The 14,177-nt window shown below is 70.6% G+C and carries 17 protein-coding genes; 9 read left to right on the forward strand and 8 right to left on the reverse strand.

Annotated elements, in window-relative coordinates:
• Positions 1-299: 299 nt before the first annotated feature.
• The gene (locus MILUP08_RS10375) at positions 300-629 is read left to right on the forward strand and encodes a TraR/DksA family transcriptional regulator (protein WP_007457320.1); all 330 of its coding nucleotides are present in this window, start codon (positions 300-302) and stop codon (positions 627-629) included.
• Positions 630-677: 48 nt separating this feature from the next.
• On the opposite strand, the gene MILUP08_RS10380 is transcribed toward MILUP08_RS10375, so the two are convergent.
• Positions 678-920, reverse strand: a complete 243-nt coding sequence (locus tag MILUP08_RS10380) for a cation:proton antiporter regulatory subunit (protein WP_007457322.1) — start codon at positions 918-920, stop codon at positions 678-680.
• 161 nt (positions 921-1,081) lie between these two features.
• Entirely contained in the window at positions 1,082-1,291 is a 210-nt protein-coding gene (locus MILUP08_RS10385) for a hypothetical protein (protein WP_007457323.1), read from the reverse strand.
• Between the two features lie 180 nt (positions 1,292-1,471).
• On the opposite strand from MILUP08_RS10385, the gene MILUP08_RS10390 reads away from it, so the two are divergent.
• Together MILUP08_RS10390 and MILUP08_RS37375 are read left to right on the forward strand one after the other, a co-directional pair.
• The gene (locus MILUP08_RS10390) at positions 1,472-2,017 is read left to right on the forward strand and encodes a GNAT family N-acetyltransferase (RefSeq protein ID WP_237747051.1); all 546 of its coding nucleotides are present in this window, start codon (positions 1,472-1,474) and stop codon (positions 2,015-2,017) included.
• Between the two features lie 133 nt (positions 2,018-2,150).
• Positions 2,151-2,231, forward strand: a complete 81-nt coding sequence (locus MILUP08_RS37375; protein ID WP_007457325.1) for a helix-turn-helix domain-containing protein — start codon at positions 2,151-2,153, stop codon at positions 2,229-2,231.
• On the opposite strand, the gene MILUP08_RS10395 is transcribed toward MILUP08_RS37375, so the two are convergent.
• Positions 2,228-3,136: a methyltransferase domain-containing protein gene (locus MILUP08_RS10395; RefSeq protein ID WP_007457326.1), complete on the reverse strand. Its 909-nt coding sequence runs from the start codon at positions 3,134-3,136 to the stop codon at positions 2,228-2,230. The two genes, MILUP08_RS37375 and MILUP08_RS10395, sit on opposite strands and share 4 nt — an antisense overlap.
• Positions 3,137-3,410: 274 nt before the next feature.
• Here MILUP08_RS10395 and MILUP08_RS10400 point away from each other — a divergent pair, with 274 nt between their 5' ends.
• A complete protein-coding gene (locus MILUP08_RS10400; RefSeq protein ID WP_007457327.1) occupies positions 3,411-3,680 on the forward strand; it encodes a hypothetical protein in 270 nt (89 codons plus the stop codon).
• A gap of 198 nt (positions 3,681-3,878) precedes the next feature.
• Here the strand turns inward: MILUP08_RS10400 and MILUP08_RS10405 are convergent, their stop codons facing one another.
• Both MILUP08_RS10405 and MILUP08_RS10410 read right to left on the reverse strand, forming a co-directional pair.
• Positions 3,879-4,706 (reverse strand): SAM-dependent methyltransferase, encoded by an 828-nt coding sequence (locus tag MILUP08_RS10405; protein ID WP_007457328.1) that lies wholly within the window; start codon positions 4,704-4,706, stop codon positions 3,879-3,881.
• A gap of 217 nt (positions 4,707-4,923) precedes the next feature.
• Positions 4,924-6,297: a carbohydrate-binding protein gene (locus MILUP08_RS10410; protein WP_007457329.1), complete on the reverse strand. Its 1,374-nt coding sequence runs from the start codon at positions 6,295-6,297 to the stop codon at positions 4,924-4,926.
• Between the two features lie 274 nt (positions 6,298-6,571).
• Here MILUP08_RS10410 and MILUP08_RS35825 point away from each other — a divergent pair, with 274 nt between their 5' ends.
• Positions 6,572-6,742 (forward strand): hypothetical protein, encoded by a 171-nt coding sequence (locus MILUP08_RS35825; protein ID WP_007457331.1) that lies wholly within the window; start codon positions 6,572-6,574, stop codon positions 6,740-6,742.
• Between the two features lie 40 nt (positions 6,743-6,782).
• Here MILUP08_RS35825 and MILUP08_RS10415 read toward each other — a convergent pair whose 3' ends face one another.
• A complete protein-coding gene (locus MILUP08_RS10415) occupies positions 6,783-7,172 on the reverse strand; it encodes a hypothetical protein (protein WP_007457332.1) in 390 nt (129 codons plus the stop codon).
• A 169-nt stretch (positions 7,173-7,341) separates the two neighbouring features.
• Positions 7,342-9,102 carry a DUF1996 domain-containing protein gene (locus tag MILUP08_RS10420; RefSeq protein WP_007457336.1) on the reverse strand — a complete coding sequence of 587 codons (1,761 nt, stop codon included), beginning with the start codon at positions 9,100-9,102 and terminating at the stop codon, positions 7,342-7,344.
• A gap of 184 nt (positions 9,103-9,286) precedes the next feature.
• On the opposite strand from MILUP08_RS10420, the gene MILUP08_RS10425 reads away from it, so the two are divergent.
• The gene (locus tag MILUP08_RS10425) at positions 9,287-10,507 is read left to right on the forward strand and encodes a cellulose binding domain-containing protein (RefSeq protein WP_007457337.1); all 1,221 of its coding nucleotides are present in this window, start codon (positions 9,287-9,289) and stop codon (positions 10,505-10,507) included.
• A gap of 52 nt (positions 10,508-10,559) precedes the next feature.
• Positions 10,560-11,696 (forward strand): glycoside hydrolase family 53 protein, encoded by a 1,137-nt coding sequence (locus tag MILUP08_RS10430; protein ID WP_007457340.1) that lies wholly within the window; start codon positions 10,560-10,562, stop codon positions 11,694-11,696.
• Between the two features lie 121 nt (positions 11,697-11,817).
• Here the strand turns inward: MILUP08_RS10430 and MILUP08_RS10435 are convergent, their stop codons facing one another.
• Positions 11,818-12,240 (reverse strand): hypothetical protein, encoded by a 423-nt coding sequence (locus tag MILUP08_RS10435; protein ID WP_007457341.1) that lies wholly within the window; start codon positions 12,238-12,240, stop codon positions 11,818-11,820.
• A 135-nt stretch (positions 12,241-12,375) separates the two neighbouring features.
• On the opposite strand from MILUP08_RS10435, the gene MILUP08_RS10440 reads away from it, so the two are divergent.
• On the forward strand, positions 12,376-13,533 hold the full coding sequence (locus tag MILUP08_RS10440; RefSeq protein WP_007457343.1) for a sensor histidine kinase: 1,158 nt from the start codon (positions 12,376-12,378) through the stop codon (positions 13,531-13,533).
• A complete protein-coding gene (locus tag MILUP08_RS10445) occupies positions 13,530-14,171 on the forward strand; it encodes a response regulator (RefSeq protein ID WP_007457345.1) in 642 nt (213 codons plus the stop codon). Before MILUP08_RS10440 ends, MILUP08_RS10445 begins: the two co-directional genes overlap by 4 nt.
• Positions 14,172-14,177: the final 6 nt, after the last annotated feature.

Genomic DNA, 14,177 nt, shown 5'->3' on the forward strand with positions numbered 1-14,177 from the left:
GCATTGCTGCGGTCGCCGCCTATGGTTGGAGACATGTCTCCGGTGACGTTCCGCTCTCCTGCCGTCACCGGTGTGGCGGCAATCGGGGCTGCCTACGTGGCGACGGCGGCGTGCCGGATGGTCGGGATGCGGGTGCCGGTTGTCCGCGTGCTGCACGTCGCGCCCACGTCCCGGCTGTCGAGCCCGGCGCGAACCGGCCGAGGCCCCCCGCGGAATCGTTGCATCACAAAACGACCGCCAGGGCGAAGCTATCAAGCTTCGGCCCTTTTCTTTTTTTCCGTGAAAGGTAGAGGTAGACCATGAGCGTCGATCATCGAACTGTCGACCAGGGCTGGCTGGCTGATCTGCGAGCGTCCCTGGCGGAAGACTTTGCCACGCAGACGGCTCGGCTGCGGGAACTGACCGAGCTCAACGCGGACACCGGCGACCCGAGCGAGGCCCACAACCGCGCCGCACTGCTGGTGGCCACCCGCCGCAACATCGAGCAGATCACCGGTGCGCTGAGCCGCATCAGCGACGGCACCTACGGGGCCTGCAAGAAGTGTCACCAGAACATCCCGGCCGAGCGGCTCGAAATCCTTCCGCACGCGCAGTTCTGTGTGTCCTGCCAGGCGAAGCACAACGGCTGACCCGCGGTGTGGCTGCCGTGCCGCGGTGGGCACGGCAGCCACAGGCCGTCACGCGGGAGATGACTCCGCCATCGTGACCACGTCCAGGATTCCCAGGAGTCCGGCAAGGGCGACGGCCTCGGAGCGGGTCAGGGTCAGAGAGCAGGTGGCGTCGGGGTCGTCGGGGGACTCGTGGACGAGATCTCGCCGGCCGCCCGGATGGTGCGTGACCACGCCCACGCGGCGGCCGTCAGCGGTGGTGAACATCTGGCGTACCCCGATACCGGGCAGCGGGGTCAGTTCGACAATCATGGGGACTCCAGCGGGCAAGGCGGCGGATGTGCCCAGCGGCTCGGCAGCGGCCCAGGCCGGCGAGCGTGGCCAGACGACGTGCGGCGGCGCGTGACAGCGCGGCCGGTCCTGGCTGTGCGCCGGGCGGTACCACGGGACGGGCGCGAGCCGGGGCGAGTGGGTCAGGCGAGGCCCCGCGCACGGCGCGGGGGAGCGCGATCCGCCGACCAGGCGGGCACACAACCGGGGATCGCCCGCCGTGCGGAACGGAACACGATGCACAGCCCGACCGACCGGGTGGCAGAGAGCACCAGTACGAGCACGGCAAGCAGCACCATCGTCGGCAGCGGTGCTCGCTCGCCGACGCGCCGAAGGCTGCGTCGATCGTGCATGCCCAAACCATAGCCGTCGCCCAGAGTGTGGACCACATCCGCGTCGGGTGACCGGATAGCGCTCGCCGGCAACGCCGGTGTCAAGCGTTCTGCGCCTGTCGTACAAGGCCGAGACGCTGCGGCAGACCACCTTCCCGGCTGGCCCATCGCCCCGGGAGCGCCGGCATGCTACGAAGGGACGTGCCTGACACGACCAGTTCCCCTGCTGCCACGTCCCTGGAAACTCCACGGCTGCTGTTGCGCCGCTGGCACAGCGACGATCTGGACGGCTTCGCGGCGGTGAACGCACAGCCCGAGGTCATGCGCTACATCCATGACGGTCGCACTCTGGACCGGGCCGCGACCGCGGAGCGCCTGGCCACCTATCAGCGCCACTGGGATGAGCACGGCTTCGGCCTGTACGCGGTGGAGATCAAGGAAACCGGCGAGCTGGCCGGCTTCACCGGGCTGGCGGTGCCAACCTTTCTGCCCGAGATCCTGCCGGCCGTGGAAATCGGCTGGCGGCTCGGCCGCGCGTACTGGGGTCGGGGCCTCGCCACCGAGGCGGCCCAGTCCGTGGTCGCCCACGCTCGTGCCGCACTCGGACTGCGGCGGCTGGTCAGCATCCACGTTCTCGGCAACGAGGCGTCGGCGCGTGTGATGGTCAAGCTGGGCATGACGCTGGAACGCGAGACCGTGCAGCCGGACACCGGCCGACAGGTCCGGGTCTATGCGATGGATCTGTGAGCTGTCCACCCATCGACCGTCCCGACAGCTGCCGTCCGGGTTCAGTGAGCGCTGTAGGTCATGTCGACGGCGTACGCCTCCTCGCGTACGTCGGAATTCGGATGCCGGCGTAGCCCGATCAGAAGGTTTCGCCATGCTGCTGCGGGAACACCGCGGGGACGGTCACATCACCGCCTTCGTCGCCCACGGCATCGACGGCCTACGTCCTGCCTAGCCTGGGCGGCGTCCCCATGCCGAGATCAGTGGCGCGAGGGTGAGGTCGAGTTCGCCGGCATCGACGGCGGCCAGATGCGCGTCGATCTCGGCGTCGTCGGCCAGACCGGCGGCGAGCAACTCGGCGCGGACCATGCGCACCGTCGCCATCTCCAGCTTGTCGCAGGCCACCCCACCAACCGGGAAGCAGCCGGCCGCTGCCACGTCGACCAGGCCCGCCGCACGCAACGCGTGCGGCAGCGTACGGCCGTACCGCAGATCGGCGCCGCGGCGCGTCATCAACTCCCGGACGGCACGCCGCAGCCGGTTGGCGCGTCGCTGCACCGGACCGACCTCATCGAGGCAGGCCAGCGGCTGCAACTCGGTGTCGGCATCCTCGACCAACAACCAACCGCCGGGCCGCAGCGCCGCCACCATCGTCGCCAACGCCCGGGCACGGTCGGGCACGTGAACGAGCACGAGCCGCGCGTGTACGAGGTCGAACGTGCCGGACTGCGGCGGCGGGTCCCCCACGACGTCGTGGCGAAGCACCTCGTACCCGCCGTGCGGGTCCAACCAGGCCGGATTGATGTCGGTGGCCAGCACGTAACCGGTTGGTCCGACGGCCGTGGCCAGGGCCTCGGGAATGCTGGTACCCCCGGCACCGACTTCCCAGCAGCGCCAGCCGGCCCGCACTCCGAGCCGGTCGACGTGTCCACGCGTGACGCCGTCGAACAGCTCGGCCAGCCAGCTGAACCGCTCCCCGGCCTCATGCCGGGCATTGTCGAGCAGGTAGCGGTGATCCGGGGCAGGCTCGGGGGAGTGTGACGACGGGGTCCCGGCCTCGGTGCCCGCAGTCTGCACCGGCCCGCCCGTCGTCGAGTGCGGGTCGGGCCCGGGATCGGCGGCGGGCTGCGATGAACTCATGCCCACATCCTCACGCCTGACCGCGCGCGGTGTCAGCGCGACTCCGTCACAGCAACGCCTCGATCGGCCCGGTCGCGGGGCCTCACGAACCGACGGGTCGTACTGAAAGTGCCAGCGGAACGGCCGACCCCCGTCGCAGCACCGACCCCGTGGTTCCGGGAGCACCCGGAGCCGCGGGGTTTCGCTGGTGGCGGCGGTACGGGTGCGGACGGGCTGTGCGGTGACATCCGGGACGGTGGGAGCGGGTCGCCGGCGGTTCGCGGACAATGGGGGCATGAAGCGAGATGTTCGCCTGATGCGGTTGAGCGGGACGCGCGCCGACGGTGCGGTGGCGACGGGCGCGGTGGCTACCGGCGCGCGGGCTGCGGGGGCGGCGTCGTTCGGCGCCCTCGCAGTCGGGGCCCTCGCTGTCGGGGCAGTGGCCGTCGGGGCGTTGGCAATCGGGCGCCTGGCTGTCCGCCGGGCGGTCGTGCGAGAGCTGCGCGTCGGCCGCTTGGAGATCGACGAGCTGGTGGTGCACAGCCGACCCGCTGCCGAGGGATAAGCCGCCGCCACGGCGGGCGAGACCGCCGGTGGCGCCACGCGGAAACCGCAACGGCCGAAGCGGCCGGCCGCCGCCGGGACGTGTCCGGCGGCGGCGCGTCCGGAGACTGGCTGGCAGGTTCTCGCCCGGGCCAGATCCGACGCGGCGCGTCCGTCGGCGGGACGCGTTCGCGCCGACGGACCGCACCGGAAACGGAGCCTACGGTTTGCGGGCGAGCAGCCCGACGAAGGTGTGATAGGTGTCGGTCTGCGTCGGAGCCGGAGCATCCGGCTCCGGGCGCCACTCGGCCAGCGGCACCAGCCCCGGCTCCAGCAGCGTCAGGCCATCGACGAACGAGAGGATCTCCTCGTCCGTACGCCAGCGGCCGGTGCCCAGCGACTCGTTGAAGACCCGCTCGACCTCGCGGGCCTTGCGGGAGCCCTCCGGGTCTCGTTCACCCGGGTCGCGGAAGTGCGAGATCGCCACGTAGCTGCCGGAGGGCAGCGCGTCGATCAACTCCGCCGCCACCGCTCGCGGATCCTCGTCGTCACCGAGGTGGTGCAGGATCGCGAAGAGCAACAACCCGACCGGTCGGTCGAAGTCGAGGAACCGGCGTACCTCAGGATGGTGGAGGATTTCCTGCGGCGTCCGGACGTCCGCCTGGATCACCGTGGCGGTGCCCTCGGCGGCGAGCAGGGCCCGCCCGTGCGTCAGGACGATCGGATCGTTGTCCACATAGACCACCTGAGCCTTCGGGTTCTGCTCGGTGGCGACCTCGTGCACGTTGCCCTGGGTGGGCAGCCCCGATCCGATGTCGAGGAACTGGTCGATGCCCGCCTCGGCGACGAGGAAGCGAATCACTCGACGCAGAAAGGCCCGGTTCGCCTGGCCGGCTGCCGGCCCGTCCGGCGTGATCCGCAGGGCGTGCTCGGCGACCTTTCGGTCGGCCTCGAAGTTGTCCTTGCCGCCCAGGAAGAAGTCGTAGACCCGCGCCACGCTGGGAATGTGGGGGTCGATGCCGGGGGGTGCCGCCTTGTCGCGGGTCACAGGCGTCTCCATTCGATCGGTACGGGCGAAGGTTGAGGTCTGCGGGCGGTGCCGGGTTGCGGCGAGTCTAGCGATCGGGACGATCGAATTCCGCCCCGCTGGTATCGCTCCCAGCGAATCGTTCCCAACCGCAGACGAGGGAACCTCCACCGACGACGGATCGCCGGGCCCACGCCCCCCGGAAGGCCGGCTGACGGTGGGCCCGGCGCGTCATCCGTCAGCGGCCCTGCAGCCGCTTCACGTTGTCGCCGAAGGTCCAGCCCTTCGACCCGTCCCAGTTCGCCGACCAGGTCATCAGGCCCTTGAGACCGGGCACGGAGTTCCAGGCCTGCGTGACAAGCGACGTCGACAGGTAGCCGCCGCCGGCCCCGTTCTGCGCCGGCAGGCCCGGGACCTGCTTGTCGTACGGCACGCGGACGGTGGTGCCCTGGATGGTGAGGCCGTTGTTGAGGCACTGCGTCTGCACGGTGAAGCCCTGCACGGTGCCGGCGGGGTAGGAGTCGCCGGCGCAGCCGTACATGCTGCCGTTGTAGTACTGCATGTTCAGCCACCAGAGCCGGCCGTTGTCCACGTACTTCTTGATGATCGGCAGGTACGAGCCCCAGATCGAGCCGTAGACCACGCTGCCGCCGGTGACGTACGCCGTCTCCGGCGCCATGGTCAGGCCGAAGTTCGACGGCATCCGGGCCAGCACTCCGTCGATGATCCGGATCAGGTTGGCCTGCGACGTCGACAGAGTGTTGATGTTGCCGCTGCCGGTCAGGCCGGTCTCGATGTCGATGTCGATGCCGTCGAAGTGGTAGGCCGTCAGGATCGGCACGATCGTCGCGATGAACCGGTCGGCGACAGCGGTGGAGCTCAGGTCGATGCCCGCGGCGGCCCCGCCGATCGACATCAGGATGGTGGCGCCGGCCGCCTTGGCCTGGCACATCTCGGCGGGGGTGGCCACCTTCACGCCGGCGTCCATGCCGTTCTCCCAGAGGACCGTGCCGTCCGAGCGGATCACCGGGAACGCCGCGTTGATCACGTTGTAGCCGTGTTGGTTGAGCCGGCTGTCGGTGATCGGGATCCAACCGAGGCCGGGGTGTACGCCGTTGGAGGCGCCGTCCCAGTTCTCCCAGTAGCCCTGCAACACCTTGCCGGTGGGCCGCGACTTCACCGCGCAGGTGCCGCCGGTTGGCGGCGGGGTGGTGGGCGGAGGTGTGCTCGGTGGCGCCGTCGTGGGCGGGGGCGTGGTGGGCGGAGGAGTCGTGGGCGGCGCGGTCGTCGGTGGCGGCGTGGTGGGTGGCGGCGTGCTTCCCGAGCATGCGCCCAGGTCACGCCACAGCGACGGGGTCGCGGCGGGGTTCCAGCCGGCGCCGGCATACGCGGTGTGGGTGACCAGAGCCTGGTAGAGCCGACCGCCGTAGGTGACCTGGGCGCCCGCCTGGTAGGTGGTGCCCTCGGCCCAGGCCGGGGCGGCGCAGGCGACCATCGGAACGGCGCCCGCCGCCGAGGACACCGAGGCCATGCTGCTGGGTACGAAGGCGACGGCAGCCGTGACGGTCATCGCCGCCCCGGCCACCACTGCGAAAATCCGACGGCTTCTCATGGCTCACTCCCCAGGCTTCGACGACCCGCGACCTCCACATATTGACGTTCGTGGACCCTAATAGCAAGGGTTGTTTACAGATTGCGGGAGTGGGAGGCGACGTGCAGGTGGAGGTGTGCGTGGACAGTGGTCGGCGGAACGCGATGCGGGTCGTTGTCGACGTCGGCGGCTCCGGGGCGCCCGGCCGCACCCGGGCCGCCGAGGGGCCCGGGCCCGGGTGCCACGGCGACCGCTTCGACAGGCGGCGACAACTGTCGTGCCTGATACTTCCCCGATGACCAATCCTGAGCTCGATCCGGACGTCTACCCACCCCTCGATCCCCGTGAGCCCGTTCCGGAGACTGCCGAAGAGTTGCTTCCCGGTACGCCGAACGAACTGCCGGACGCGCCGACCGAACCGATGCCGGAGGACGGCGAGCCCGGCGGGGTGCCCGAGCCGGCGTGACGGTCGTCCGGCGACGCCGTCCCGCCCGCCGGGGTAGGGGTCAGCAGCTGCGCGGCTGCCAGCTCACCTTCGTCACGTACATGGGCACGTACAGGTCACCACTTCCGCCGGCTCGCGCGCAGATCGTCCCGGTGAGCGGCGTCCCGAGATAGTTGAAGGACCAGGTGATCTCGGCGTTCCGGGATGTGCCGTTGTAGAAGTTGAAGGCCGGGGCGTAGCCGGACCACTCGCTGTTGGTCAACACGGACGGAGTCTCGACCGGCCCCTCCGGCGGGTGGTTCCAGTTTGGCCAGATGCAGAGCATGCTCTGCGGGCAGTTCCCCTGGCCCCAGCCGCCGTCTGCCGCCTGGCTGGTCGCGGCCGAGGCGGCGGGGGCGGTGGCCAGCACACCTACGACGGACGCGGCTACCGCGATGGTCTTCCACAGCATGGTTCACCCACTCGAAATAGACGTCTGTGAATGGCAATAAGCTACTGCGGGAAAGTTGAGACGTCAAGTACCTGGGTGGGCCCGCCTCGGGTGGGTGACGGCAGGTCAGAGGCCGGTCGGACATCGTCCGGCCGGCCTCTTCGCTGCCCAACATCTCCCGCTCAGGGCGTCAGGAGCAGTTCTTGCCCTTGTTGATGCAGGCGGCGATGCGCTGCATGGTCTGGGCGGAGTTGACGTTGACGAAGTCGTTGTGGTCGGAGAAGGGGTTGTGGTTCTCCTCGGGGAAGGAGTCGAGGGCGTACTGGCCCTTGACCTGCACGTCGCGGGGGATGTCGTAGGCCACGGTGATCCGCAGTTGCGGGATCGCCCGGAAGCCCTGCGGACATGCGCCGGTGGCCTTGTCGGCGAACGCGACATGGTTGCGGTGGTTGTCACTGTCGATGTTCCTGCCGTCCCAGCAGCCGGGGAAGTCGTGCACGCGCTGCACCCGGCTGCCGGCGGGGCAGATCGGGTACTTGTCGGAGAGCCGGTCGGTGAAGCCGGAGCAGGTCCAGGTGGCACGGGCGTTGGCCGGACCACGGCTGGTGGGCTTGGCATCGCCGGTGAGAGCCCGGAGGAACTTCGGCATCGGCACCACCTTGCTGACGGGGTTTCCGCGATACTCGATCAGCACCTGCGCGGGGCGGACGATGCCGCCGGTGTTGCCGGGCAGCTCAAGGTTGGGTCCCTGCGGATCGGGGAGCGCGGTGGCGGTGGTGGGCGCGCTGCTCGGGGTCGCGGGGGTGGCGGGGGCCTGGTCCAGCGTGCAGGCGGCGAGCGCTCCGAGCCCCTGCGGGCGGGGGGCCTGCCGTCCGATCGCGATGGCGATCCGGTCGAGCGCAGCGGTCCGCTTGGCGCGCAGCGGCCCGAGGATGGCGTTGTCCACGAAGGCCGGGCCGCCCTGGCCGCGGCTGGTGACCAGGCGCTCGTTGGCCTCGGAGACCTGCCGGTCGAGGTCGTCGAGGGCGCGGTTCACCTCGGCGAGCGCCCGGTCGGGTACGCCCGGCAACCTGTCCCGTACGGCGGGGCACTGGATCCGCGGATTCGCGGCCCGGGCCGCCTCGGCGCTCGCGCGGTGGGCGCTGCCGGGCATCCGGGCGTGCATGTCGTCGTAGCTGACGTCGCAGTCCACAAGCGAGACCAGGCCGGGCTGGTTGCCGCCGGCGGCGGTGATCGTGCTGCTGATCTGCTTGATCATCGCGGCGCGGCGGGTCCGCAGCGAGTCGATGACCTCCCGGTTGAACGCGGCGTCGATGCGGCCCCGGGTGGCGGTCATACGCTGGTTCGCGGCGGCCTGCTGGCGATCCAGCTCGGCCAGCAGGCGGTCGACGGTGCTACGCGCCCCGGTGGGGACTGCCCGCAGCCGTTTGCCGACCGCGGGGCAGACCACCATCGGCTGGGTCTGGGCGAGGGCCTGCTGAACCTGCCTGCCGCTGCGAACGCTCCTGTCGATGCGCACCACCGGCCAGAAGTAGGACGACTTGTCGCCGTTGCGGCAGGTGGTGCCGGAGGCGTCCAGGTCGGCGTTGGAGGAGTTCGCGGTGATGGCCAGGTTGCCGACGAAGTCGTGGACATGTTCGGCGCCGTTGCGGATGCCGGGCTGGGCCACCGGATTGTCCGGGCTGAACTTGCCGTTGCCGTTCGTGCCGCAGTCGACGGTGAACCGGCCGGTCGATGCGCCGGCGGCCGGCCCCGGGGTCCGCACGTTCGGCGGCACCTTCTCGATCGACACGAACTGGTCCAGGCTGGTGGCGGCATCCGCGGTGCCCCTGCCGCCGCTGGAGACGAAGGTGGCGGTGAGCCCACCGGTGGCCGCCAGCACGAGCGCGGCCATGGCGAGCCTGGCCGGCCGGGTCCGGACCAGAGCGGTCCCGTTCTTTCTGCGGTTCATCGGTTTTCTCCTCAAAGCCGGAAACGGCTCCGGTGATGTGCTGTCGTGAATCGGTACGGGCCGGCCGCCGGTCAACGGTCAACGGTCGCCGGGTACGTCATGGTTCGGTAAGAAGTCGGGCGGGTCGCTGGCCGAGGTGTGGGACACGTTGGCGATCATCGATGTATTGCGCCATCGTCGACGTATGACAGGCGTCTTCTCGTCCTCGCTGTTTCGCCGTCTGCGGCCCGGTCTGCTGGCCGCCGCCGTGGTGTCGACGGCGGTGCTCGGATCCGCGCTGAGCGTCGCACCGGCGGCCGATGCCGGCACCGCGGCACCCGCCGCGTACCCGGGGGTCGCCCCGGCGCCCGGCGGGGCCGCCGTGTCCGTCGTGGAGCCGGCCGCAACCGCGCCGACGGGGCCCGGCACGCCGAACACCTCGCCCGGCCCGCCGAGCAGCCCGCCCGGCACGCCGAACACCTCGCCCTTCCCGCCGGGTGCGCCCACGAACCTGACCGCCAGCGAGGTCCGGACCGGATCGGTAACCCTCACCTGGACGGCCGCCAAGCCGGGTTGCTGCGCCGTTGCCGGCTACGACATCACCTACTACCAGGCGTTCGACGACGTCATCTACAGCGCCAGCGTCGGAGCCGTCACCACCACCACGATCAGCAACTACATCCAGCCGGGCCGGCAGTACTCGTTCCGGGTGGCCGCCCGGGACACCCTCGGACACCTCTCGACCTGGACGGACGCGCTGACCGTTGTCACCCCGGTGACGGACACCGGCCCGGACACCACCCCGCCGAGCGCCCCGCAGAACCTGACCGTCGGCGAGGTGACCGCCTCGACAGCCACGCTGTCCTGGTCGCCGTCGACGGACAACGTCGGCGTGCTCGGCTACAACGTCTACCAGTTCGACGGCTGGTTCAGCTCGAAGGTGATCGCCACCGTGCCGGGCACGACGTACACGGCGTCGCTACCCGCGTCGACGCCGCTGCGCAGCCTGTTCTACGTCCGGGCGCGGGACGCGGCGGGCAACCTGTCGGTCGCGTCAAACACGGTCGCTCTGCCCACGACGACCACCCCGTCACCCCCGCCGCCCTCGACCTGCCGCGTGACCTACCGGAACCAGTCCGAGTGGCAGAGCGGTTTCGTGGCCACGGTGACGGTCCAGAACACCGGGGCGGCACCGATCGACGGCTGGATCGTCACCTTCAGCTTCCCGGGAGACCAGCAGATCACCTCGGGGTGGAACGCCACGGTCGGCCAGACCGGTGCCACGGTGACCGCCCGGAACCTCGACTGGAACCGCGTTCTCGCGCCGAACGGCTCGACGAGCTTCGGCATCCAGGGGCGGTGGAGCACAAGCGACGCGGCGCCGACCAGCTTCTCGCTGAACGGTGCTTCCTGCACCGTGGGCTGAGCGCGGCCCGAGGGTCGCCGGCCGCGCCGCGCCCCCTGCCCCAAGGAGACTCGTGAGCACCCATCCGGCCACCCCCCGCCGCCCCAGGGCCCTGACCAGGGCTGTCACGGCCGGCATCCTCGCGCTCTGCGCCATCCTCGGCGGCGCGCCCACGCCGGCCTCCGCCGCGAACACGCTGAGCATGCGCGGCGCCGACGTCTCCTCGTTGCAACGCAGCCTGGACCTGGGCGCCAGGTACTACGACGCCGGCGGCGTCGCCCGCGACCCGCTGGACATCCTGAAGTCCGTCGGCGTCAACTACGTCCGACTGCGCGTCTGGAACAACCCGATCAGCGGCTACAACAACAAGAGCAGGGTGTTGGCCCAGGCGAGGGCGGCCAGGGCGAAGGGCTTCAAAGTGCTCATCGACTTCCACTACTCCGACACCTGGGCCGACCCCGGCAAGCAGTACAAGCCGGCCGCCTGGATCGGCCACAGCCTCAGCCAACTGCGCACCGACGTGTACGCCTTCACCTACGACGTCTGCGCCAGCCTCCGGGGGCAGGGCACCCCGCCGGACAGTGTGCAGATCGGCAACGAGATCAACGTCGGGATGCTGTGGGACGAGGGCAGGGTCGTCAACAACGACTTCGCTCCGCTGGCCGGCCTGCTCAAGCAGGGCTACAACGCGACCAAGGCGTGCGGCGGCGGCATCCCGGTGATGATCCACACCGCCGACGCCGACAGCAACGCCAACGCGCGGTGGTTCTACGACGGCATCCGCGCCCAGGGCGTGCAGTGGGACATCACGGGCCTGTCGTACTACTGCATGTGGCACGGCACCCTGGCGAACCTCTACAACAACATCGTCGACCTGCGCGGCCGCTACGGCAAGCCGGTGGTGATCGTGGAGACCGCGTACCCCTTCACCCGCGACAACGCGGACAGCGAGCCGAACGCCATCGGCGATGCGACCTGTGACGGCATCGGCGCGACCTGGTCCGGCCAGGGCCAGGAGTTCGACTGGGTCCAGAACACGGCCCGCAACGCGGGGGCCATCGGTGTCTTCTACTGGGAACCGACCTGGTACGCCGTCCGGGGCAACGGCTGGGACCCGGCCAACATCAACGGCACCGGTAACCAGTGGGACAACATGGCGGTCTTCGACTGGTCCGGGCGGGTGAACCCGCACGTGCGCTGGACGCCCTGACCTGTCGCCCCCGGCGTCGACCGGGCCGCGACGGGTTCGTGTGTCCGCCCGTGGGCGCCGCCAAGCGCACGACCGCCCGTGGCCCGCCGAACGAGCGGCGGTGCCACGGTCGCGGTCTGCGCTAGCGGCGGGCTGCCGCAGTGGCCGCCGCCTCCCCTGAGCTGTCCGCCATGGCCGACCGGACCACGCGAAGGTTCGTGCGGACCACGACGCTGGCCACGAACACGCCGCACACGGCCTGTTCGATGCGCAGCCAGACCGGGAACGCGCCCGGCCAGGCGACGACACCCACGATCGCGGCCAGCACCACGATGGCGATGATGCGGAGCCTGCGGAACGAGCCGCGGTGCCCCGCGGCTGCGCGCCGGGCCAGCAGCAGGAGCACCGCCGCGCTGGCGGCGACAAGTGGTGTGCGGATCCAGACGGCAGTGGTGACGAGCGCGGGGTTGTGGCGCAGGAGCACCACGGCTACGACGGTGGACAGGCTGATCACCAGGAAGGCGGCCAACAGTTTGACAACGGTGTTCAGGTGGTCGTTCCTCATGCCGTTCAGCCTGCGTGCGAAGGCCGGGGCGAAGCATCGGCGCGCGGATCGATGTTCCGTCTCCACCCACGGTTGCAGACGGGTCTGCAACCGTGCGCCGATGCTGCCGTGGCGACATCCGGCTAGTTTTCAACGGTGCAGACCGAAGAGCCCACGCTGACCCGCCTGCGGGTCGTGCGGTGGATGCAACTGCTGACACCACTGATGCTGGCGTGGTTCGTGTGGGCGGCCGCGACCGCCGAGCCTGGATTCGGGCTGACCGGCAGGCGGCTGATCGTCGTGCTGGCCACCGCGGTGTTCGTGGTCGGGGTGTTCGGCCGCAACGCGGTCGCCGACCTGCCGATCCGACCGGCGTACGTGGTCTTCGTCGGGGCGATGCTGGTCAGCTCGGTGACGCTGGTGGCGGTGCAGCCCGGCGGGCCTGCCTCGGTGGCGGTGCTGGTGGCGGTGCTGTGCGCCGCGACCGGACTGATGCCCGTACGGGTGGCCGTCCCGGTGTTGATCGCGGCGTTCGTGGTGCTCGAGATGGTGGCCTCGATCACCGGGCAGGACTTCGGCTTCCTGGCCGTGCTCGCCGGGTTCGCCGTGCTGTTCGGCCTGATGTATCTGGCGTTCCGCCTGGCCGAGGCGCAGCGTGAGACCAAGCGGCTGCTCGCCGAGTTGGAGGCCGGCCAGGTGGCGCTGGCCGAGGCGGCAGGGCTGGCCGAACGCCAGCGGCTGGCCCGGGAGATGCACGATGTGCTCGCCCACTCGCTGTCGGGGCTGTCGCTGCAACTGGAGGGCGCTCGCATGCTGATCGCCGAGGATCCGACCGATCCACGCCTGCCGGCGGTTGTCGACCGTGCCCACCACCTCGCCCGTACCGGCCTTCAGGAGGCTCGACGGGCCATCGGCATGCTGCGCGACGACGACCTGCCCGGACCGGACCGCCTGGCCGCGCTGGCCGAGCAGTTCACCCGCGACCAGGCCGTGCCGTGCGACTTCGTGGTGTCGGGGGAGCCGCGCCCGCTGGAGTCGGAGGCGCGGCTGGCGCTCTATCGCGTGGCGCAGGAGGCAATGACCAACGTGACCAGGCACGCGTCCCCGGCGCGGGTTTCGCTGCGCCTCACCTACGAGTCGACTGTCACCCGCCTGATCGTCGAGGACTTCGCCGCTCGACCGCCCGTGGTCCCCGACGAGACCGACGGTTACGGGTTGACGGGCATGCGTGAGCGGGCCGAGCTGCTCGGCGGGACTCTCAGCGCGGGCGCGACCGCCCAGGGGTTCCGGGTCGAGTTGGCGGTGCCGGCGTGATCCGGGTGCTCATCGCCGACGACCAGCGGGTGGTCCGCGAAGGGCTGGGCATGGTCCTCTCGCTGATGAAGGACGTCGAGGTGGTGGGTGGGGCCGCCGACGGTGCCGAGGCGGTCAGGCTGGTGCAGGCCGAGCGGCCGGATGTGGTGCTCATGGACCTACGGATGCCGCGATGCGACGGGATCGAGGCCACCCGCCGCATACGCGTCGAGGCACCCGAGGTCAGGGTGGTGGTGCTGACCACCTACTCGGACGACCGATCGGTGCTGGAGGCGTTACGGGCCGGCGCCCGCGGCTACCTGACCAAGGACGCCAGCGGCGAGCAGATCCACGAGGCGCTGCGGCAGGTGGTCGACGACCAGGCCGTCATCGACCCGGCCGTCCAGCGGCACGTCGTCGACGCCATCGCGGCCGACGCGACGCCACCGCCGAGGTTCCCCGACGGACTCACGCCGCGCGAGGCCGAGGTGCTGTCACTGATGGCCCAGGGCCTGGCCAACGCGGAGATCGCCTCTCGCTTGACGGTGAGTGAGGCGACGGTGAAGAGCCACGTCAATCACCTGTTCGCGAAGATCGGTGCCCGCGACCGGGCCCAGGCCGTCGCCTATGCCTTCCGACATGACCTGGGCGGATCATGACTCCCC

This window comes from Micromonospora lupini str. Lupac 08, assembly GCF_000297395.2.
GTDB classification, from domain to species: domain Bacteria; phylum Actinomycetota; class Actinomycetes; order Mycobacteriales; family Micromonosporaceae; genus Micromonospora; species Micromonospora lupini.

Coding starts and splice junctions, on each gene's coding strand:
- MILUP08_RS10410 (WP_007457329.1), bottom strand. CDS start 6,297: ATGAGAAGCCGTCGGATTTTCGCAGTGGTGGCCGGGGCGGCGATGACC.
- MILUP08_RS10425 (WP_007457337.1), top strand. CDS start 9,287: ATGACAGGCGTCTTCTCGTCCTCGCTGTTTCGCCGTCTGCGGCCCGGT.
- MILUP08_RS10385 (WP_007457323.1), bottom strand. CDS start 1,291: ATGCACGATCGACGCAGCCTTCGGCGCGTCGGCGAGCGAGCACCGCTG.
- MILUP08_RS10400 (WP_007457327.1), top strand. CDS start 3,411: ATGAAGCGAGATGTTCGCCTGATGCGGTTGAGCGGGACGCGCGCCGAC.
- MILUP08_RS10395 (WP_007457326.1), bottom strand. CDS start 3,136: ATGAGTTCATCGCAGCCCGCCGCCGATCCCGGGCCCGACCCGCACTCG.
- MILUP08_RS35825 (WP_007457331.1), top strand. CDS start 6,572: ATGACCAATCCTGAGCTCGATCCGGACGTCTACCCACCCCTCGATCCC.
- MILUP08_RS10435 (WP_007457341.1), bottom strand. CDS start 12,240: ATGAGGAACGACCACCTGAACACCGTTGTCAAACTGTTGGCCGCCTTC.
- MILUP08_RS10420 (WP_007457336.1), bottom strand. CDS start 9,102: ATGAACCGCAGAAAGAACGGGACCGCTCTGGTCCGGACCCGGCCGGCC.
- MILUP08_RS10380 (WP_007457322.1), bottom strand. CDS start 920: ATGATTGTCGAACTGACCCCGCTGCCCGGTATCGGGGTACGCCAGATG.
- MILUP08_RS10415 (WP_007457332.1), bottom strand. CDS start 7,172: ATGCTGTGGAAGACCATCGCGGTAGCCGCGTCCGTCGTAGGTGTGCTG.
- MILUP08_RS10375 (WP_007457320.1), top strand. CDS start 300: ATGAGCGTCGATCATCGAACTGTCGACCAGGGCTGGCTGGCTGATCTG.
- MILUP08_RS37375 (WP_007457325.1), top strand. CDS start 2,151: ATGCTGCTGCGGGAACACCGCGGGGACGGTCACATCACCGCCTTCGTC.